This window comes from Neisseria lisongii, assembly GCF_028463985.1.
GTDB lineage: Bacteria > Pseudomonadota > Gammaproteobacteria > Burkholderiales > Neisseriaceae > Neisseria > Neisseria lisongii.
The window spans coordinates 1,474,111-1,494,377 of sequence record NZ_CP116766.1 but is presented as its reverse complement, the minus strand read 5'-3'; the positions used below and the strand labels follow the sequence as shown (position 1 = coordinate 1,494,377).

Annotated in this window: 19 protein-coding genes and 1 other RNA gene; 14 read left to right on the top strand and 6 right to left on the bottom strand. The window is 53.4% G+C overall.

Going from position 1 to position 20,267, the window contains the following annotated elements; genetic code table 11:
- The first annotated feature begins 47 nt into the window (after positions 1 to 47).
- The 14 genes from penA (at position 48) to ftsZ (ending at position 16,374) form a co-directional block, all read left to right on the top strand.
- A complete protein-coding gene (gene penA / locus PJU73_RS06845) occupies positions 48 to 1,799 on the top strand; it encodes a peptidoglycan D,D-transpeptidase PBP2 (protein ID WP_237091285.1) in 1,752 nt (583 codons plus the stop codon).
- A gap of 15 nt (positions 1,800 to 1,814) precedes the next feature.
- Positions 1,815 to 3,302: a UDP-N-acetylmuramoyl-L-alanyl-D-glutamate--2,6-diaminopimelate ligase gene (locus PJU73_RS06840; protein ID WP_237091286.1), complete on the top strand. Its 1,488-nt coding sequence runs from the start codon at positions 1,815 to 1,817 to the stop codon at positions 3,300 to 3,302.
- Positions 3,303 to 3,466: 164 nt separating this feature from the next.
- A complete protein-coding gene (locus tag PJU73_RS06835) occupies positions 3,467 to 4,831 on the top strand; it encodes a UDP-N-acetylmuramoyl-tripeptide--D-alanyl-D-alanine ligase (protein WP_237091287.1) in 1,365 nt (454 codons plus the stop codon).
- A 1-nt stretch (position 4,832) separates the two neighbouring features.
- Positions 4,833 to 5,300, top strand: coding sequence for a hypothetical protein (locus tag PJU73_RS06830; protein WP_237091288.1), 468 nt, complete (start codon positions 4,833 to 4,835; stop codon positions 5,298 to 5,300).
- Positions 5,301 to 5,410: 110 nt separating this feature from the next.
- Positions 5,411 to 6,493 carry a phospho-N-acetylmuramoyl-pentapeptide-transferase gene (gene mraY / locus PJU73_RS06825; RefSeq protein ID WP_237091289.1) on the top strand — a complete coding sequence of 361 codons (1,083 nt, stop codon included), beginning with the start codon at positions 5,411 to 5,413 and terminating at the stop codon, positions 6,491 to 6,493.
- A 78-nt stretch (positions 6,494 to 6,571) separates the two neighbouring features.
- Positions 6,572 to 7,927 carry a UDP-N-acetylmuramoyl-L-alanine--D-glutamate ligase gene (murD, locus tag PJU73_RS06820; protein ID WP_237091290.1) on the top strand — a complete coding sequence of 452 codons (1,356 nt, stop codon included), beginning with the start codon at positions 6,572 to 6,574 and terminating at the stop codon, positions 7,925 to 7,927.
- Positions 7,928 to 7,939: 12 nt separating this feature from the next.
- Positions 7,940 to 8,065 carry a hypothetical protein gene (locus PJU73_RS06815; RefSeq protein WP_272606867.1) on the top strand — a complete coding sequence of 42 codons (126 nt, stop codon included), beginning with the start codon at positions 7,940 to 7,942 and terminating at the stop codon, positions 8,063 to 8,065.
- 62 nt (positions 8,066 to 8,127) lie between these two features.
- Complete coding sequence (ftsW, locus tag PJU73_RS06810) at positions 8,128 to 9,345, top strand: putative lipid II flippase FtsW (RefSeq protein ID WP_237091291.1); 1,218 nt, start codon at positions 8,128 to 8,130, stop codon at positions 9,343 to 9,345.
- 12 nt (positions 9,346 to 9,357) lie between these two features.
- Positions 9,358 to 10,425 carry an undecaprenyldiphospho-muramoylpentapeptide beta-N-acetylglucosaminyltransferase gene (gene murG / locus PJU73_RS06805; protein ID WP_237091292.1) on the top strand — a complete coding sequence of 356 codons (1,068 nt, stop codon included), beginning with the start codon at positions 9,358 to 9,360 and terminating at the stop codon, positions 10,423 to 10,425.
- Between the two features lie 163 nt (positions 10,426 to 10,588).
- On the top strand, positions 10,589 to 11,998 hold the full coding sequence (gene murC, locus PJU73_RS06800; RefSeq protein WP_237091293.1) for a UDP-N-acetylmuramate--L-alanine ligase: 1,410 nt from the start codon (positions 10,589 to 10,591) through the stop codon (positions 11,996 to 11,998).
- Positions 11,999 to 12,033: 35 nt separating this feature from the next.
- Positions 12,034 to 12,945: a D-alanine--D-alanine ligase gene (locus PJU73_RS06795; protein ID WP_237091294.1), complete on the top strand. Its 912-nt coding sequence runs from the start codon at positions 12,034 to 12,036 to the stop codon at positions 12,943 to 12,945.
- Positions 12,935 to 13,672: a cell division protein FtsQ/DivIB gene (locus tag PJU73_RS06790; RefSeq protein WP_237091295.1), complete on the top strand. Its 738-nt coding sequence runs from the start codon at positions 12,935 to 12,937 to the stop codon at positions 13,670 to 13,672. The genes PJU73_RS06795 and PJU73_RS06790 overlap by 11 nt, the downstream gene beginning before the upstream one ends.
- Before the next feature lie 17 nt (positions 13,673 to 13,689).
- Positions 13,690 to 14,949: a cell division protein FtsA gene (ftsA, locus tag PJU73_RS06785; RefSeq protein ID WP_237091296.1), complete on the top strand. Its 1,260-nt coding sequence runs from the start codon at positions 13,690 to 13,692 to the stop codon at positions 14,947 to 14,949.
- 231 nt (positions 14,950 to 15,180) lie between these two features.
- On the top strand, positions 15,181 to 16,374 hold the full coding sequence (gene ftsZ, locus PJU73_RS06780) for a cell division protein FtsZ (RefSeq protein ID WP_237091297.1): 1,194 nt from the start codon (positions 15,181 to 15,183) through the stop codon (positions 16,372 to 16,374).
- Positions 16,375 to 16,439: 65 nt separating this feature from the next.
- Here the strand turns inward: ftsZ and murU are convergent, their stop codons facing one another.
- The 6 genes from murU to ssrS form a co-directional block, all read right to left on the bottom strand.
- Positions 16,440 to 17,141 (bottom strand): N-acetylmuramate alpha-1-phosphate uridylyltransferase MurU, encoded by a 702-nt coding sequence (gene murU, locus PJU73_RS06775; protein ID WP_237091298.1) that lies wholly within the window; start codon positions 17,139 to 17,141, stop codon positions 16,440 to 16,442.
- A gap of 86 nt (positions 17,142 to 17,227) precedes the next feature.
- A complete protein-coding gene (gene hpaC, locus PJU73_RS06770) occupies positions 17,228 to 17,725 on the bottom strand; it encodes a 4-hydroxyphenylacetate 3-monooxygenase, reductase component (RefSeq protein ID WP_237091299.1) in 498 nt (165 codons plus the stop codon).
- A 3-nt stretch (positions 17,726 to 17,728) separates the two neighbouring features.
- Entirely contained in the window at positions 17,729 to 18,166 is a 438-nt protein-coding gene (gene hpaR / locus PJU73_RS06765; RefSeq protein WP_237091300.1) for a homoprotocatechuate degradation operon regulator HpaR, read from the bottom strand.
- Between the two features lie 802 nt (positions 18,167 to 18,968).
- Positions 18,969 to 19,361 carry a 30S ribosomal protein S9 gene (gene rpsI / locus PJU73_RS06760; RefSeq protein WP_237091301.1) on the bottom strand — a complete coding sequence of 131 codons (393 nt, stop codon included), beginning with the start codon at positions 19,359 to 19,361 and terminating at the stop codon, positions 18,969 to 18,971.
- Between the two features lie 9 nt (positions 19,362 to 19,370).
- Complete coding sequence (gene rplM, locus PJU73_RS06755) at positions 19,371 to 19,802, bottom strand: 50S ribosomal protein L13 (protein ID WP_237091302.1); 432 nt, start codon at positions 19,800 to 19,802, stop codon at positions 19,371 to 19,373.
- A 281-nt stretch (positions 19,803 to 20,083) separates the two neighbouring features.
- Positions 20,084 to 20,263: non-coding RNA, 6S RNA (gene ssrS / locus PJU73_RS06750), on the bottom strand.
- Positions 20,264 to 20,267: the final 4 nt, after the last annotated feature.

Genomic DNA, 20,267 nt, shown 5'->3' with positions numbered 1-20,267 from the left:
GATGTTTGGTATGCGGTAAGCAGGTTATAAGATAAAGAAGTTAAAAAATGTTGATTAAAAACGAATATAAACCGCAAATGTTATCTCGGCGGGAACAGCCGAAAACCAAAGGTTGCTGCGACGACAACCGTATCGGTATGGTGCTGGCCGTTATCGGCGTTGCCTTTTCGCTGTTGCTGCTGCGGGGGATTTACCTGAATGTCGAACAGGGCAGTTTCCTGCGCAGTCAGGGCGACAACCGCATGGTGCGTACGCTCAACCTACCGGCGCTGCGGGGCATGATTACCGACCGCAACGGCGCAACGCTGGCATTGAGTGCGCCGACCGAATCACTGTTTGCCGTGCCTTCGGGCATGGACGAAATGCCGTCTGAAAAACAGCTTGCGGCATTGTCGGAAATTATTGATGTACCCGTTGCCACGATTGCCGAAAAACTGGGCAAGAAAAACAAAGATTTCCTTTATATCAAACGGCAGTTGAGCCAAGAAAAGGCCGAACAGGTCGCTGCTTTGGGCATCAAAGGTCTGCATTTTGAAAAAGAACTCAAACGCCATTATCCGATGGGCAACCTGTTTGCCCACGTCATCGGCTTTACCAATATCGACGGCAAAGGTCAGGAAGGTTTGGAACTATCGCGCGAAGACAGCCTGAGCGGTGAAAACGGTGCCAAAGTAGTCTTGCGCGACAACAAAGGCAACCTTGTTGAAAGCGTCGAGTCCGAGCGCAACAAAGACCCGAAAAACGGCAGCGATTTGGTGCTGTCGCTGGACCAGCGGATTCAGACGCTGGCGTATGAAGAATTAAACCGTGCCGTGGATTACCACCAAGCCAAAGCCGGTACGGCGATTGTGTTGGACGCACAAACCGGCGAAATCCTCGCTTTGGTAAACAGCCCTGCTTACGATCCCAACGATCCGGGCAAAGCCGGCAGCGAGCAGCGCCGCAACCGTGCCGTAACCGATATGATCGAGCCGGGTTCGGCGATGAAACCGTTTACCGTTGCCAAAGCCTTGGATGCCGGAAAAGTGGCCGCCAACGAACGTTTCAACACCTTGCCTTACCGCTTGGGAACGGCCACCGTGAAAGACACCCACGTTTATCCGAATCTCGATATCCGCGGCATTATCCAAAAATCGTCCAACGTCGGCACCAGCAAATTGTCCGCCATGTTCAAGCCGAAAGAAATGTATGATTTCTATCACGATTTGGGCGTAGGCGTGCGGATGCACTCAGGCTTTCCCGGTGAATCGGCAGGTTTGCTGCGGGACTGGAAAAAATGGCAGCCCATCGAGCAGGCGACCATGTCGTTCGGCTACGGTTTGCAGTTGAGCCTGCTTCAGTTGGCGAGGGCTTATACCGTTTTGACGCATGACGGCGTATTGTTGCCGGTAAGTTTTGAAAAACAGGCGGTTGCGCCGCAGGGCAAACGGGTGATTAAAGCCGAAACCGCCCGCAAAGTGCGTGAAATGATGATTTCGGTAACCGAGCCGGGCGGCACGGGTACGGCCGGTGCGGTAGAAGGCTTTGATGTCGGTGCCAAAACCGGTACCGCCCGCAAACTGGTCGGCGGCCGTTATGTCAATAATAAACACGTCGGCACATTTATCGGCTTTGCACCGGCAAAAAATCCGAGAGTGATTGTGGCGGTTACCATTGACGAACCGAGCGCACACGGCTACTACGGCGGCACGGTTGCCGGGCCGGTGTTTAAAGCCGTGATGAGCGGCAGTCTGAATATTCTGGGCGTATCGCCGACCAAATCGCAGCCCAAAGTGTCCGCCGACAAACCTTCCGCCTAATATTGAAAGCAAGCCATGTTCAGCAGATTATGCCCGTTGCAGGAAACCGGTTTTCCTGAGTTGCAATACGCCCTGAAAGCAGGCGCATCCCTGCATTCCGACAGCCGCCGCATCCGCCCCGGCGATGTGTTTATCGCCTGTCAGGGCGAATTTTCAGACGGCCGCAGCTACATTCCCGCCGCCGTTGCCAACGGTGCGGCGTTTGTATTTTGGGACGACGACGGCAGCTTTGTATGGGACGAAACATGGAATGTCGCCAATCAGGGCATTCGTGATTTGAAACTGCGTGCCGGTATGCTGGCGGCCGAAATCTACGGCAACTTTTCAGACGGCCTCACCGTTTGGGGCGTAACCGGTACCAACGGCAAAACCTCCATCACGCAATGGCTGGCGCAGGCAGCAGACTTATTGGGCGGAAAATGCGCCGTGATCGGCACGGTCGGCAACGGTTTTTGGGGAAACTTGGAAGACACCACCCACACCACGCCGGCTCCGGTGGACGTGCAAACCCTGCTGCACCGTTTCAAACAGCAGGGCGCAACCGCTGCGGCAATGGAAGTGTCCAGCCATGGCTTGGATCAGTTCCGTGTCAACGGCGTACCGTTTCGCAGCGCCGTGTTTACCAACCTGACCCGCGACCATCTCGATTACCATGGCACTATGGATGCCTACGGCGACATCAAAGCCCGCCTGTTTTACTGGCAGGGCTTGAAACACGCCGTGATTAATGTTGATGACGAATACGGCGCAGCCTTGGCAGGCCGTCTGAAAACGGGCAAAGCCGAAGCAGACGAAGTGCCGCAAGTGTACGGCTACGGCTTCAGCGAAACCGCAGACATCCGCATTACCGCCTTCCAAGCTGCTTCAGACGGCATGAATGTCGAACTGGATACCCCTTGGGGCAAAGGCAGTTGCCGCACCCGCCTGCTGGGACGGTTCAACGCCCAAAATCTGGCGGCCTGCGTCGGCGTATTGTGTGCCGAAGGCCACCCGCTGGAAAAAGTATTGGCGGTGCTGTCGCAAATCCGCCCCGCCACCGGCCGCATGGACTGCATCATGAATGCAGGCAAACCTTTGGTGGTGGTCGATTATGCCCACACGCCTGATGCCTTGGAAAAAGCACTGGCAACCCTGCAGGAAATCAAACCGAAAAACGCAGCCTTATGGTGCGTGTTCGGTTGCGGCGGCAATCGGGATCGGGGCAAACGCCCGCTGATGGGCGCAGCAGCGGCGGCAGGTGCGGATAAAGTGGTGGTAACCAGCGACAATCCCCGCATGGAAGAGCCGCAGGCGATTATCAACGATATTTTACCGGCGGTGGCGAACCCCGAAAAAGTCGAAGCCGACCGCCGTGCCGCCATCGAGTTTGCCGTGCAGCAGGCAGCGGAACACGACATTATCCTGATTGCCGGCAAAGGGCATGAAACCTATCAGGACGTGCAGGGCGTGAAACACCATTTTTCCGATTTTGAAATCGCCCGAGCCGCTTTGGAACAACGTTAAAAAAACCATTTTTTGAAAACGCATTTTTCAGACGGCCTAAACGGGCGTGTCGCCCGAATATGCTCTTTTTCATAGCAGGCAATCAACGCCGTATGGGACACATTTAGGCGAAAGTATAAACACGGCAGGCAGCAGCCTGCTGTCGGCGTTTACAGTATAAGAATATGAATACATTGGATTTAAACTTTATTTGCCTCTCATTGGGCTTGGCCATGCCGTCTGAAAACCGAGCAGTCGGCAGAATCGTAACCGACAGCCGCAATATTCAGAGCGGCGATGTCTTTTTCGCCTTGGCAGGCGAGCGTTTCGATGCCCATGATTTTGTGGCGGACGTATTGGCGCAAGGGGCGGCGGCAGCCGTTGTCTCCCGTGCCGACTGCGCCGTCTTGCCCGGCGCATTGGCGGTGGCGGATACGCTGGTGGCATTGCAGACGCTGGCAAAAGCATGGCGGGAAGCCGTAAACCCGTTCGTATTCGGCATTACCGGCTCGTCGGGCAAAACCACCGTCAAAGAAATGCTGGCGCTCATTCTGCGCCATACCTTCGGCGAAAACGCCGTGTTGGCAACCGCCGGTAATTTCAACAACCACATCGGATTGCCTCTGACCCTGTTGCAACTCAACCCGCAACACCGCTACGCCGTGATTGAAATGGGCATGAACCATTTCGGCGAACTGGCGCAGCTCACGCAGATTGCCCGCCCCGATGCCGCCTTGGTCAATAACGCCCTGCGGGCGCATGTCGGCTGCGGCTTCAACGGCGTGGGCGACATTGCCAAAGCCAAAAGCGAAATCTACCAAGGGCTGAAAAACGGCGGCACGGCGCTGATTCCGGCGGAAGATGCCCATGCCGATGTGTTCGTCAAGGCTTCCGAAGCCTTTGCCCAACGCACTTTCGGCGCAGAACAAGGCACGGTTCACGCCGAAAATATCGTGTTAAAACCGCTTTCCTGCACATTTGATTTAGTGTGCGGTGAAGAGCGTGCCGCCGTATTATTGCCCGTTCCGGGGCGGCACAATGTCGCCAATGCCTGCGCCGCCGCCGCCTTGGCGCAAGCCGCAGGTTTGAGCCTGCAGCAGATTTCAGACGGCCTTAAAAATTTCAGCAACATCAAAGGCCGCCTGCAAATCAAACAAGGCATCAAAGGCGCAACCGTGATTGACGACACCTACAACGCCAATCCCGACAGCATGAAAGCGGCGGTGGACGTATTGGCGGCATTGCCATCGCCGAGGGTGTTTGTGATGGGCGATATGGGCGAACTCGGCGAAGACGAAGCCGCCGCCATGCACGCCGAAGTCGGCGCATACGCCCGGGACAAAGGCATCGAATCCGCCTATTTTGTCGGCAACGACAGCGTAGAAGCTGCCGAAACCTTCGGCGAAACCGGCCTGTGGTTTGCCGACAAAGACCCGCTGATTCAAGTGATGTGCCACGAATTGCCGGAAAACGCCCATGTTTTGGTCAAAGGTTCGCGCTTTATGAAAATGGAAGAAGTGGTTGAAGCGTTACTGAATGAGGCCGTCTGAAATGAAACACTGGTTTAACAAGCGGTTTCCGCAATATCATTTGTTGTCCAAGAGCGGTAAATTTTTGGCATGGTTTACGTTTTTGTTGGGCGTAAATTGGTTGATTTGGCTAATCCTGCAATATCGAAGTGTGTTGCCGGTAGTTGATATTTTAGTGAATTTGGTTTTTGCCGTTTTTTGCTTGATTGCTGCTTATAATGTTTTCAGTTACCGTGCCGTCGGTTTTAAACAAATGCTGTTGGTTTTTGCTCTGACTGCGGTTCAACTTCAAATTGGGCAGTTTTTTATCAATTTATCAGGAGTGTTGTCGGTTTCGATAGGTTTTGGAGGCCCCGGTTATTATTTCGGTGTGAACTTTATCGGTATCATTTTATTTGTTTTAGCCGCAAAAAATCTGCAAATAATGGATAAATTGCAACGGCAGGAAACATTTATTCAAGATAGTTCCGAGATTGCCGAAAAAGAATAATTTAATCAGATTGATGCCGTCTGAAAACGCCCGTTTTCAGACGGCCTGACAGGATAAGCGTAATCCGCAGCGGACGGTGTGCCGCTGTTTGAAAACAATAAGGAAACACTATGTTTTTATGGCTCTCGCATTTCAGCGGCTGGTTTTCGGCGCTGAACGTTTTTCAATACACCACGTTCCGTGCCGTGATGGCGGCGCTGACGGCGCTGGCGTTTTCGCTGCTGCTGGGGCCGTGGACCATCCGCAAGCTGACCGAATTGAAAGTCGGGCAGGCGGTGCGTACCGACGGGCCGCAGACGCATTTGGTAAAAAACGGTACGCCGACCATGGGCGGTTCGCTGATTCTGACCGCCATTGCGGTATCCACTTTATTGTGGGGCAACTGGGCAAATCCGTATATCTGGATTCTGCTTGCCGTATTGTTGGCGACCGGTGCGCTGGGTTTTTACGACGACTGGCGCAAGGTGGTTTATAAAGACCCCAACGGCGTATCGGCAAAATTCAAAATGGTGTGGCAATCGAGCGTGGCGCTGGCGGCGGGCGTGCTGCTGTTTTACGCCGCCGATTTGCCTTCCAGCACGGCGTTTATCGTGCCGTTTTTCAAACAAATCGCCTATCCGCTGGGCGGTATCGGCTTTGTGGTGCTGACTTATTTTGTGATTGTCGGCACATCAAACGCTGTTAATCTGACCGACGGTTTGGACGGCTTGGCGGCGTTTCCGGTGGTATTGGTAGCGGCGGGGCTGTCGGTGTTTGCCTATGCCAGCGGCCATGCCGAATTTGCCCGTTATCTGCAGCTTCCGTATGTGTCGGGCGCAAACGAAGTGGTGATTTTCTGTGCGGCGATGTGCGGCGCATGTTTGGGCTTTTTGTGGTTCAACGCTTATCCGGCGCAGGTATTTATGGGCGATGTCGGCGCATTGGCGCTGGGGGCGGCCTTGGGTACGGTGGCGGTGATTGTGCGTCAGGAAATCGTCTTGTTCATTATGGGCGGCCTGTTTGTGGTAGAAGCTATTTCGGTGATGCTGCAGGTCGGCTGGTACAAACGCACCAAAAAACGTATTTTCCTGATGGCACCGATTCATCACCATTACGAACAAAAAGGTTGGAAAGAAACCCAAGTGGTGGTGCGTTTTTGGATTATCACCATTGTGTTGGTGTTGATTGGATTGAGTACGCTGAAAATCCGCTAAAACCGATTTCATTCGTTTTAGCTGCGCAGAAATTCGTTTCATTCGTTTTCAGACGGCATAGGGCAACAGGTTGGCAATATGAACTGGCAAAATAAAAAAATATTGGTCGCAGGTTTGGGCGGTACGGGGCTGTCGATGATTGCCTTTTTGCGGCAGGCGGGCGCAGAAGTAGCGGCGTATGATGCCGAACTCAAGTCCGAACGGGTGGCGCAGGTCGGCGCAATGTTTGACGGCTTGACGTTTTACACCGGCGAACTGAAAAACGCCTTGGCGCAGGGCTTCGATATTCTGGCACTCAGCCCCGGCATCAGCGAGCGTACGCCCGAAATCGCAGCATTCAAAGCCAAAGGCGGCGAAGTGTTGGGCGACATCGAAATTCTTGCCCGAACCTTAAATCAGCGGGGCGACAAAGTTATCGCCATTACCGGCAGCAACGGCAAAACCACCGTTACCAGCTTGGTCGGCTATTTGTGTATCAAATGCGGTTGGGACACCGTGATTGCCGGCAACATCGGCACGCCGGTTTTGGAAGCCGAATTGCAGCGGGGCGGCAAAAAAGCCGATGTGTGGGTATTGGAGCTGTCCAGCTTCCAGCTTGAAAACACCGAAAGCCTGCGCCCCGATGCCGCCACGGTATTGAATATTTCCGAAGACCATCTCGACCGCTACGACAATCTGCTCGATTACGCCCACACCAAAGACAAAATTTTCCGAGGCGAAGGCGTGCAGGTTCTGAATGCCGACGATGTGTTCTGCAAAGCCATGAAACGGGCAAACCGCACGGCAAAATGGTTTTCGCTGGAACACGAAGCCGATTACTGGCTGGATGCCGCCGCAGGCCGTCTGAAAACGAGCGAAGCGGATTCCGGCGAAAGCGAAACCCTGCTTGCCGCCGCCGATATTCCCCTGCAGGGGCGGCATAATCAGGCCAATGTTTTGGCGGCGCTGGCCTTGTGCGAAGCCATTGGTTTGCCCCGCAACGAATTATTGAAACATGTGCAGACCTTCCAAGGCTTGCCGCACCGTGTCGAAAAAATCGGCGAGAAAAACGGCGTAACCTTTATCGACGACAGCAAAGGCACCAATGTCGGCGCAACCGCCGCCGCCATCAGCGGCCTGCAAAATCCGCTGATTGTGATTTTGGGCGGCGTGGGCAAAGGGCAGGACTTTACACCGCTGCGGGAAATCGTCCGTCAAAAAGCCAAAGCCGTGATGTTGATTGGTGTGGACGCACCGCAAATCCGCCGTGATTTGGCAGGCTGCGGCGTGGATTTAATCGATTGCGCCGGTATGGAAGAAGCGGTGCAAAATGCCTACGCACGGGCAGTTGAGGGCGACATCGTGCTGCTCAGTCCGGCGTGTGCCAGCTTCGATATGTTCAACGGCTACGCCCACCGTTCGGAAGTGTTTATCCAAGCCTTTGAAAACCTGTAAGGCCGTCTGAAAATGAGCGAAGCGAATTTCTGCGAAGCTAAAATGAATAAAATGAGTTTCTGCGAAGCTAAAATGAATGAAATGAGTTTCTGCGAAGCTAAAACCGAAGGTTTCACCAAAACGAACCAAGTGCCTTAAGGGTGTTTTACGATAAAACCAAACCGCCGCCCCGACAAAAATTAAAGAAAGACCAAATGTAAATGACCACCTTGTTGAACCGACTGTTCGGCTCGCTGACCCGCCAGCTCAACCGGCCGATTGCCCGCAGCAACCAAAAAGTCGATGTGGCGCTTTTGTGGGTAACTGTTTTGATCACGGCGTTTAGTCTGCTGATGATTTATTCCGCTTCCATTGCCTATGCGGCGAAGGAAGTCGGCAGTCAATACGGATATTTGAGCAAGCAGAGTATGTTTGTTGCAGCGGCTGTGGCAGCGTGTATTCTCGTGTTTTTTTTGGGGAAAACCCGTTATTATCAAAAAATTATGCCGTTTTATTTCGGCGGCTGTTTTCTGCTGCTGATGGGGGTGCTGATACTCGGGCGCTCCATCAACGGCGCAACCCGCTGGATTCATGCAGGGCCGATTAATATACAGCCGACCGAGTTTTTCAAACTGGCGGTGATTCTGTATCTGGCGGGGCTGTTTATCCGCCGTGCGGAAATGTTGGAAGGGTTCAAGCTCAACCGTGCGTGGCTGAAACAGTATTGGGCGAAACTTTTGTTGCCGATGGTGATATTGGGGGCGTGTGTCGGTTTGATTATGCTGCAGCCCGATTTCGGTTCGACCGTGGTGATTATGGTGATTACCGTGGGTATGCTGTTTCTGACCCGTTTTCCCTTGAAAGTATTGGCGGCACTGTTCGGTATGCTGGCGGTCGGCGGTACGCTGGCGGTGATGACCTCGCCATACCGCATGGCCCGGATTCACGGCTTCCTGAATCCGTGGGAAGACCCGTGGGGCAAAGGCTATCAGCTGACCCATTCGCTGATGGCCATCGGGCGCGGCGGCTGGTTGGGCGAGGGCTTGGGCGCCAGTTTGGAAAAACGGTTTTACTTGCCTGAAGCACACACCGACTTTATTTTCGCTGTTGTCGCCGAAGAATTCGGTCTGTTGGGGCTGTGTCTGCTGGTGGCGGCGTATGTCTGGATTGTGGTGCGGGCGTTTTCCATCGGCACGCAGGCGCAGAAACTCGGTTTCTCATTTAACGGCAACGTGGCCTACGGCATCGGCATTTGGATCGGCATTCAGAGTTTTTTCAATCTCGGTGTGAATCTGGGCATGTTCCCGACCAAAGGTTTGCCGTTGCCGCTGATGTCTTACGGCGGCTCATCGGTGTTTATGATGCTGCTCACCATCACCATGCTGCTGCGGATTGATTATGAAAACCGCCAAAAACTGCGCGGTTTCCAAGTTGAATAATAGGGGAAGACCATGAATGCGAAAACATTTCTGCTGATGGCGGGCGGCACCGGCGGCCATATTTTTCCGGCACTGGCGGTGGCCGATTCGCTGCGTGCCAAAGGCCATCAGGTGGTGTGGCTGGGCAGCGAAGACGCTATGGAAACCCGGATTGTGCCGCAATACGGCATTACCTTGGAAACGCTGGCGATTAAAGGCGTGCGGGGCAACGGCATCAAACGCAAGCTGCTGCTTCCGTTTACTCTGTGGAAAACCGTGCGTGCCGCCAAAAAAATCATCCGGCAATACAAAGTGGACTGCGTGATCGGCTTCGGCGGTTTTGTAACTTTCCCCGGCGGCGTGGCGGCTAAATTATTGGGCGTGCCGATTGTGATTCACGAACAAAACGCCGTGGCCGGTTTGTCCAACCGCAAGCTGGCACGCTGGGCCAAGCGGGTGCTGTATGCTTTCCCGAAAGCGTTTGAACACGAAGGCGGTTTGGTCGGCAACCCCGTCCGTGCCGATATTGCCAATTTGCCCGAACCGGAAACACGGTTTGCAGGGCGCGAAGGCCGTCTGAAAATCCTGATTATGGGCGGCAGTTTGGGGGCGGACATTCTCAACAAGCTGATGCCCTCGGCGCTGGCGCTGCTTCCCGAAACCGAACGCCCGCAGGTTTACCATCAGTCCGGCCGCAACAAGCTGGGCAATCTGCAAACGGAATACCAACGTTTGGGCATTGAAGCCGAATGCGTGGAATTTATCACCGACATGGTGGCGGCGTATCGGGATGCCGATGTGGTGGTGTGCCGTGCCGGCGCATTGACGATTGCCGAATTAACCGCCGCCGGTGTGGGCGCACTGCTGGTGCCGTATCCCCATGCGGTGGACGACCACCAAACCGCCAACGCCCGCTTTATGGTACACGCCGAAGCCGGGCTGCTGTTGCCGCAGTCGCAACTGACCGCCGAAAAACTCGCCGAAGTGATCGGCGGACTGGACCGCAGCCGCTGTTTGACATGGGCGAACCATGCCCGCACACTGGCATTGCCGCACAGTGCCGACGATGTTGCCGAAATCGCCATAGAAGCCGCCGCCTAGCCGGAACGGAAAACGGAACCGATATTTTTCGCTTTTCCGCAGACAGACCCCGACATTTACATTAAAATGGCGGCATAGAGTTGCCTGCATTCGTTTTAAATGTGAACAACTTTCAGTATAATTAGACACTTTTGCGCATTCATTTGATTTTGGGACATGAGCCATGATGAAAAATCGAGTAACCAATATCCATTTTGTCGGTATCGGCGGTGTCGGCATGTGCGGTATTGCCGAAGTTTTGCACAATCTGGGTTTTAAAGTTTCCGGCTCGGACCAAGCCAAAAATGCGGTAACCGAATATCTGAGCAGCCTCGGTATCCAAGTTTATCCGGGGCATACCGCCGAACACGTCAACGGTGCCGATGTGGTGGTAACTTCCACCGCCGTCAAAGCCGACAATCCCGAAGTAGTGGCCGCCAACGAGCAGCAGATTCCCGTGATTCCGCGCGCCCTGATGCTGGCGGAACTGATGCGTTTTCGGGACGGCATCGCCATCGCCGGTACGCACGGCAAAACCACCACCACCAGCCTGACTTCCTCCATTTTGGCGGCCGCAGGTCTTGATCCGACTTTCGTTATCGGCGGCAAACTCAATGCCGCCGGCACCAACGCCCGCTTGGGGCAGGGCGAATATATCGTGGCGGAAGCCGATGAATCGGATGCTTCTTTCCTGTATCTGACACCGGTGATGTCGGTGGTAACCAATATCGATGAAGACCATATGGACACCTACGGCCACAGCGTGGAAAAACTCCATCAGGCATTTGTCGATTTTATCCACCGTATGCCGTTTTACGGCAAAGCCTTCTTGTGTACCGACAGCGAACACGTCCGTGCCATTTTGCCGAAAATCAGCAAACCTTACGCCACTTACGGCTTGGACGAACGTGCCGATATTTATGCCACCGATATTGAAAACATCGGTGCGCAGATGAAATTTACCGTCCACGTCAATATGAAAGGCAGCGAACAAGCGCCGTTTGACGTGGTATTGAATATGCCCGGCCGCCACAATGTGTTAAACGCGCTGGCCGCCATCGGCGTGGCGCTGGAAGTCGGCGCTTCGATAGAAGCCGTACAAAAAGGCCTGCTGGCGTTTGAAGGTGTCGGCCGACGCTTCCAAAAATACGGCGATATTCGATTGCCGCAGGGCGGTTCGGTGCAGTTGGTGGACGACTACGGCCACCACCCTGTAGAAATGGCCGCCACGCTGGAAGCTGCACGGGGCGCTTATCCCGACAAACGTTTGGTACTGGTGTTCCAGCCGCACCGCTACACCCGCACCCGGGATTTGTTTGAAGACTTTGTCAAAGTATTGAATACGGTGGACGCTTTGGTATTGACCGAAGTGTATGCCGCCGGCGAAGAGCCGATTGCCGCCGCCGATTCCCGTGCGTTGGCACGGGCGATTCGGGTATTGGGCAAACTCGAGCCGATTTATTGCGAAAACGTGGCCGAATTGCCGCAAATGCTGCTCAATGTATTGCAAGACGGCGACGTAGTGCTGAATATGGGTGCGGGTAGCATCAATAAAGTGCCGGAAGCCTTGGTTTCCCTGTCTGCGCAAGCGTAACACGGCATACCTCAAATCAGCAGAAAGATAACAACATGCAGAATTTTGGCAAAGTGGCCGTCTTGATGGGCGGTTTTTCCAGCGAGCGTGAAATTTCGCTCAACAGCGGCGCAGCGATTGTCGCCGCCCTGAAGCAGAAAGGCATAGATGCCCATCCGTTCGACCCCAAAGAAATTCCGCTGGAAGAATTGAAAAAACAGGGTTTTCAGACGGCCTTCAATATTTTGCACGGCACTTACGGCGAAGACGGTGCCATTCAGGGCGCATTGGAAGTGATGGGTATTCCCTATACCGGCAGCGGTGTGGCGGCTTCCGCCATCGGCATGGACAAATACCGCTGCAAACTGATTTGGCAGGCCTTGGGTTTGCCCGTTCCCGAATTTGCGGTATTGCATGACGACAGCGATTTCGATGCCGTCGAGCAGCAGCTTGGCTTACCGATGTTTGTCAAACCGGCGGCGGAGGGAAGCAGCGTCGGCGTGGTCAAAGTCAAAGAAACAGGCCGTCTGAAAAGCGTGTATCAGGAATTAAAACACCTGCAGGGCGAAATCATTGCCGAACGCTTTATCGGCGGCGGCGAATATTCCTGTCCGGTATTGTGCGGACGGGGTTTGCCGAGCATCCGCATTATCCCCGCCACCGAATTTTACGATTACGAAGCCAAATACAATCGGGACGACACTGTGTATCAATGCCCGTCTGATTTGAACGAAGATGACGAAGCCCTGATGCGGACGCTGGCGGTGAAAGGGGCGCAGGCAATCGGTGCAGAAGGCTGCGTGCGGGTCGATTTTCTGAAAGACGACTCCGGCAAACTGTATCTCTTGGAAATCAATACCTTGCCGGGCATGACCGGACACAGCTTAGTACCGAAATCCGCCGCCCAAGTCGGCGTGGATTTTGCCGATTTATGCGTAGAAATTTTGAAAACAGCTCATGTGGGATAATGCCAAAGCCATGGGCCTCCTGATTAAGGGGCTGACGGGTGTTTTTGTATTGCTGCTGATCGGCATCGGCGCTTCGTGGCTGTATGCCCCCCAGCGGCTGCCGGTCAAGCAGATTGTGATCAGCGGCAAACTGAAACATACCGACGGCAAAGTATTGCAGGATATTGCCGGACAATATCTGCAGGGCAATATCCTGCGGGTTGATGTGGACAGTGCCGACCAAGCCGTCCGTGCGCTGCCGTGGACGGATTCGGTGCAGGTTGTGCGCCGCCTGCCCGATGCCGTGGAAATCCGCCTGACCGAACGCACGGCGCTGGCCCGTTGGAAAAACGGCGGGCTGCTTGATACCAAGGGCAACGTGTTTCAGGCGGATAGTGCCGAGAAACTGCCGCTGTTTGACGGCCAAAGCGGAACCGGCGGCGATATGGTCAAGCATTATCAGGAGTTTAATACCATACTCAAGCCGATGGGCATCGGTATCAAAGAACTGATTTACACGTCGAGATCGGCATGGTTGCTGGTACTCGACAACGGCATAACCGTCCGCCTCGGTCGGGAACACGAAGTCAAACGCCTGCAGCAGTTTGCCAAAGTCTGGCCGGCGCTGCTGGCAAAACACCGCAGCCGCATCGAATATGTGGATATGCGCTACAAAGACGGCTTTGCCGTCCGATACAGTCAAACCGCCATGCCGTCTGAAAACGGTTCGGGAAAAAATAAACACTAGCGAATGAATGGGAAGTTATGGAACAAGGTAAATATATCAGCGTATTGGACATCGGTACGTCAAAAGTCATCGCCCTGATCGGTGAAATTCAGGAAGACAACGAAATCCACATTGTCGGCTTGGGACAAGCACCGTCGCACGGTCTGAAAGCCGGTATGGTGGTGAATATCGAAGCCACTTCGCAGGCGATTACGCAGGCGGTGGGCGATGCCGAACGCATGGCGGACACCAAAATTTCCCATGTTACCACCGGCATTGCAGGCAACCATATCCGCAGCCTTAATTCGCGCGGCGTGGTGAAAATCAAAGACGGCGAAGTGAAACAGGCCGACATCGACCGAGCCATCGACACCGCCCGAGCCATCAATCTGCCGCAGGATCACGCCATTCTGCACACCGAAACACAAGAATACATCATCGACAACCAGCCGGGCGTGAAAGAGCCGATCGGCATGAGCGGCCTGCGTCTGGATACCCGTGTGCATATCGTTACCGGCGCCAATACCGCCCTGCAAAACATCAAAAAATGTATCCGCCGCTGCGGCTTGGAAACCGACAGCATTATGCTGCAACCCTTGGCGAGCAGCCATGCCGTATTGACCGAAGACGAAAAAGACTTGGGTGTCTGCGTGATCGACATCGGCGGCGGCACAACCGATATCGCCGTATATACCAACGGCGCAATCCGCCATACCGCCGTCATTCCGGTGGCGGGCGATTTAATCAGCAAAGACTTGGCACAAGCACTGCGTACGCCGTACAGTGCCGCCGAATACATCAAAATCCATTACGGCGTTGCCATTCCGGATATGGACGGTTTGGACGAAATGGTTGAAGTGCCGAGTGTCGGCGACCGCCAGCCGCGCCAGATTTCCCGCCGTGTATTGGCCAGTGTCATCGGCCCCCGTGTAGAAGAAATTTTAGAACTGTCCCGCAACGAATTGCGCCGTGCCGGTTTTCCGGAAGAAGTGCTGACATCGGGCATCGTCTTGACCGGCGGCGCTTCCATGCTGACCGGCATTGTCGAGTTGGCGGAAGAAATTTTCAGACTGCCGGCCCGTATCGGCGTGCCGCAGGAATTGGCGGGCGTATCCGAACGCAGCCGCAACCCTCGCTACGCAACCGCCATCGGTCTGTTGCAGCTTGCCTGCGAAGGCCGAATGGAAGAACGCAGCGAAGGCAAAAAAGTTGCCGTGCGTGAGACCCGTTCCGAATCATCGTCTTCAACACCGGGCTGGTGGGCTGCCATTAAAAAATGGCTGACCGACAACGCCTGATGTGATTTTCAGACGGCCTGCAACCGTGTATCAAAGCAGTTGAGGCCGTCTGAAAACCGATAAAGCAGAAAACCCGACACCCGACTGTATGTTTTTAGCGAAAAAAACGGCAAAACAGACTGCAAAGGTATGAATGAAGAGAAGTATTTTGCCAGCCGCATAATACTTCTTATATAATACGCAAAATCAGTCATTTTTAACCGCCTCACACAGGGCGCGAGGAGTATTTGAATGGAATTAGTTTACGATGTAGCAGAGTCAGCCGCAAGCCCTGCGGTGATCAAAGTAATCGGCTTGGGCGGCGGTGGCTGCAATGCGATTAACAACATGATTGAAAACACCATTCAGGGTGTTGAATTTATCAGTGCCAATACCGACGCACAATCATTGGGCAAAAGCAATGCTGCCAAACGTATCCAGTTGGGTACCAATCTGACCCGTGGTCTGGGCGCAGGTGCCAACCCCGAAATCGGCCGTGCTGCCGCTCAGGAAGAGCGTGAAGCGATTGAAGATGCCATCCGCGGCGCAAATATGCTGTTTATCACCACCGGCATGGGCGGCGGTACCGGTACCGGCTCAGCCCCTGTGGTTGCCGAAATTGCCAAAGAAATGGGCATTCTGACTGTTGCTGTGGTAACCCGTCCGAGCGATTTCGAGGGCAACAAACGGGGTCATATTGCACAAAACGGTTTGGAACAGCTCAAAAGCCAAGTGGATTCGCTGATTGTGATTCCGAATGACAAACTGTTCACCGTGTTGGGCGAAGACGTTACCATGCGTGAAGCATTCCGTGAAGCTGACAACGTATTGCGCAATGCCGTTGCCGGTATTTCCGAAGTGGTAACCAATCCGGGTCTGATTAACGTCGATTTCGCCGACGTGAAAAACGTGATGAGTATCAAAGGCATGGCGATGATGGGTTCGGGTTTTGCCCAAGGCATCGACCGCGCCCGTCTGGCAACCGAACAAGCGATTTCCAGCCCGCTGCTGGACGGCGTAACTCTGGACGGCGCACGAGGCGTATTGGTAAACGTAACCACAGCGCCGGGCTGCCTGAAAATGTCCGAACACCGTGAAATCATGAAAGTGGTGAACGACAACGCCCACCCTGATGCAGAGTGCAAATTCGGTACTGCCGAAGATGAAACCATGAGCGAAGACACCATCCGTGTTACCATTATCGCTACCGGCTTGAAAGAGCATAAAAACGCTAACCAGCAGCCTGCCCAATCCCAAGCTGCTTCTGGCTACGCTGCCCGTGAAGAAGCCCGCACTGCCGGCGGAATGGACGGCTTGGTACGTTCAGGCCGTGAAACCCGCGGTATGAATCTGACAGCCGCCGATTTCGGCAACCAATCCGTATTGGACGATTTTGAAATCCCGGCTATTTTGCGCCGCCAAAACGCCGCTCAAAATCACGATTGATTTATCATCAGTCAAAAAAATCTCCTCTTTAATCAGAGGAGATTTTTTATTTGGGTAAACGGTTTTTACAGAGCCAGTTGTTCAACCATGGTTTCTGCTTCTTGCAACCGTTCGACAGTGCCGACATCGAGCCACAAACCGGCGTGTTTTTCGCCACGGATTTGGCCGCTGCTCATGGCTTGGCGCAAAATAGGGGCGAGTTTGGCACGTTGGTTGGCGGCGGTGTGTTGAAACAAATCAGGATGGTACACGCCGACACCGCTGAAGGTCAGCGCTTCGCCGTTATCGGTGTCGGGACGAATCAGGCCGTCTGAAAACAGGGAAAAATCGCCGTTGGGATTGTGTTCGGGATTATCGACCAGCCATAAATGGGCGAGTGTGCCGTCGGCGGAGAGGGTTTGCGCCTGTTGTGCGGCGTGGCGGAAATCGACATCGGTCAGGACATCGCCGTTAATCACCAGAAAAGGCTGCGTGCCGAGCAAGGGGAGGGCGGTGGCAATGCCGCCGGCGGTTTCGAGGCCGCCGGAAGGTTCGGGGGAATATTGGATGTTTACGCCGTATTGGCTGCCGCTGCCCAGCGAGTGTTCGATTTGTTCGCCCAGCCAGGCGTGGTTGATAACGATTTCAGTAATACCTGCCTGTTTCAGACGGCGTAAATGCCAGCCGATGAGCGGTTCGCCGCCGATTTTCAGGAGCGGTTTGGGACAGGTGTCGGTCAGCGGGCGCATTCGTTCGCCCCGACCGGCGGCAAGTATCATGGCTTTCATGCTTGTCCTTGAGATGTAGAGTCGGTTGTTGGTGAGCGGTTATGGTGAATTTTGTCGGAATGTGTATTTTCAGACGGCCTTTTCGGTTACATCAGGGATTTGAACGAGCGGCGGAAATACAGCAGCGCCGGTGATTCGGCGGCTGCGGTTTTGATTTCGTGCAGTTCGACAAAAAAGACAATATGCGTACCCATTTCCTGTTGGGAAACAATGCTGCCGTGCAGATGGGCGAGCGAGCCTTCGACTTCGAGTTGCCCGCTGCTGCCCCGATGCCAGATGTGGTATTCAAAGCGTTCTTCAGGGGACAGGTCGGTCATGCCGGCGAAGTGGCGGGCGATGTCTTCCTGATGGTCGGCAAGGGTGTTGATGCACAGATTTTGGTTTTGCTGCAGAATCGGGATAATTTGGGCTTCTTTATTGATGCACAGCATCACCGTGGGCGGCTCGTCGGTTACGGCGGTTACGGCGGTCATGGTAATGCCGTAGCGGCCGGCTTCGCCATCGGTGGTGATAACGTGGACGCAGGCGGCGCAGGAAGCCATGGCATCTCGAAAAGGTTGCTTAAGTGTGTGTGTCAGGGGCATGTTTTATTTCAGTAACTGTTCGATATGGGAGAGCTCGTTGAGCAACTCTTTTAATTGTGCCAGTTTTTCTTTGGATAATACGGTTTCGATAATATCGTAGCGTTCATCAACCTGAATACGGATTGCTTGGTAGAGTTTTTCGCCTTCGGGGGTCAGCTTGAGAAAAACCCGGCGTTGGTCGTTGGACGGTTTCAGGCGGACAATCAGATCGGCTTTTTCCAGTCGGGTCAGAATGCCGGTCAGGCTCGGCCGCAAAATGCAGGCTTGGTTGGCAAGGTCTTGGAAGTCCAAAGTGCCGTTTTCTGCCAGCAGGCGGATAATGCGCCATTGCTGGTCGGTTACGTTGGCCTGATTCAGAATGGGGCGAAACTGGGTCATCAGCGCTTCCCGAGCCTGAATCAGCGCAATATTAATCGATGCATGTTTGGAAGGATTATGCATAATGGGTCTCCTTTATGGCTGAATATCCGGATAATGAAGCGTTGAGCGTAATTAAAGCCGTCTGAAAAAGCTGTTTGGCAAAATTCAGCGGAAAGTGTTTGTTTTTCATAAGGTAAATCAACGCAATATGGAAAATAACATTTCCGGCTGCTCCGTTTTCCGTATCCGCACAAAACCGGTTGCCATGATGAAAACAGTCGGCAACAGTTTGCATGATAGTGGGAACGGTTATTTGCGATATTGTTTGGGAAATGAACAATGCGGCGGTTTATTGTGATGATAATGGTCGCATGCGTATATCCTTTCTAATCTTAGACTATTTTATTAAAAATCTCAACAAAATCATCACTGGTATTCTGGTATTCGGTATTGGCTGTATTTGAAACAATTTCTGTTTCAGCAGGTGGTATGGTGCAGATGTCGGGAATCAATACGGTCGTCGGAATAATGCGGTATGGCGGATAAAAATGCTTGATAAGTATCGGGGGAAGAGGAGAATTGAAAAATATCATCAATCAGGAAAAAAATGGTTTGCCGTCATAAGGTTTACTATAGTTAAAACACCGAATTTTCTGTACAAATCGGCAAGCTAAGTTGGCCCACCTGCACTTTGTTCCCCGTCTCGCTGGCGGGAAGGGGTTAGGGGAAGGGTGGCTCGCTGTGGTGTCATATTTTTTCGGTTGATTTACTATATTTTTGCGGAAAACAAGAATTTTATCAGGGATAAAGAAAACCGCATTGCAGTTTTCGAAAGTGTATCGAAAATTGCAATGCGGTCTGTATAAGTAAACAGTAAAACGGATTAACGTTTTGAGAACTGTTTGGCACGGCGGGCTTTGCGCAGACCCGGTTTTTTACGTTCCACTTCACGGGCATCGCGGGTAACGAAGCCTGCAGCAGACAGAGCCGGTTTCAAAGCTGCGTCAAAGTCGATCAAGGCACGGGTAATGCCGTGACGGATTGCGCCGGACTGACCGGTTTCGCCGCCGCCGACTACATTGACTTTGATGTCGAAAGATTCGGTATTTTCAGTCAATACCAATGGTTGGCGGACAACCATGCGGCTGGTTTCGCGGGCGAAGAATTCGTCAACAGGGCGGCCGTTTACGATGATTTGGCCGGTGCCTTTGGTCAAGAATACACGAGCCACTGAACTTTTGCGGCGGCCAGTGCCGTAGTAATATTTACCGTTCATGTCGTGTCCTTATTTCAGTTCCAAAACTTTAGGTTGTTGTGCGGCATGACCGTGTTCGGCACCTGCATACACTTTCAGTTTTTTGATCATGGCGTAGCCCAAAGGACCTTTCGGCAACATGCCTTTAACGGCTTGTTCCAAAGCACGGCCGGGGAAAGTTTCCTGCATTTCGCGGAAAGTACGCTCGTAGATACCGCCCGGGAAGCCGGAGTGGCGGTAGTATTTTTTGCCTTCGAATTTGGCACCGGTTACACGCAGTTTGTCTGCATTGATAACGATGATGTAATCGCCGGTGTCAACGTGAGGAGTGTATTCAGGCTTGTGTTTGCCACGCAGACGGTGTGCAACTTCGGCTGCAACGCGACCCAAAACTTTATCTTGGGCGTCGATGACGAACCATTCGCGCTTCACCTCATGCGGTTTCGCTGAAAAGGTTTTCATAGGTAGAAATCCAGATAGATATAGAAAGTTACCAATTTTAAAGAGAACTTCTGCCTTTGTCAATCTTGGTCGGGGTTTATTGCGTGATTTGTTGTATGCTTGCCGAAGTGCCTGCGGATTGGCGGTTGGGGTGTGGGGTTTTTGATGCGGCGTGGGCGGGTGAATGTGGGATATGTGTTAAGAAATTTGGTTAATTCACTATCATAAATACGAAAAGCCGTTTTTCAGACGGCCTTGGGGAAAGGGAAAACCTGCCGCAGCGTTATGCGACAGGTTTGTCGGGGTTCCCCGCTGATGACGTTTGGGCCGGATTCGCTTGAACCTTGAGGACAAGGCGGTCGCCTCGGGTAGTTTCGGGTGCATCCGTTGAAGGACGCTCGCGCCCACTACTGCTCCCGGCAACCTGGAGCGAACTTATTGGTTCAAAGGAATATATGCCTTTGCGTACACCGCAGGGAAGAAGAG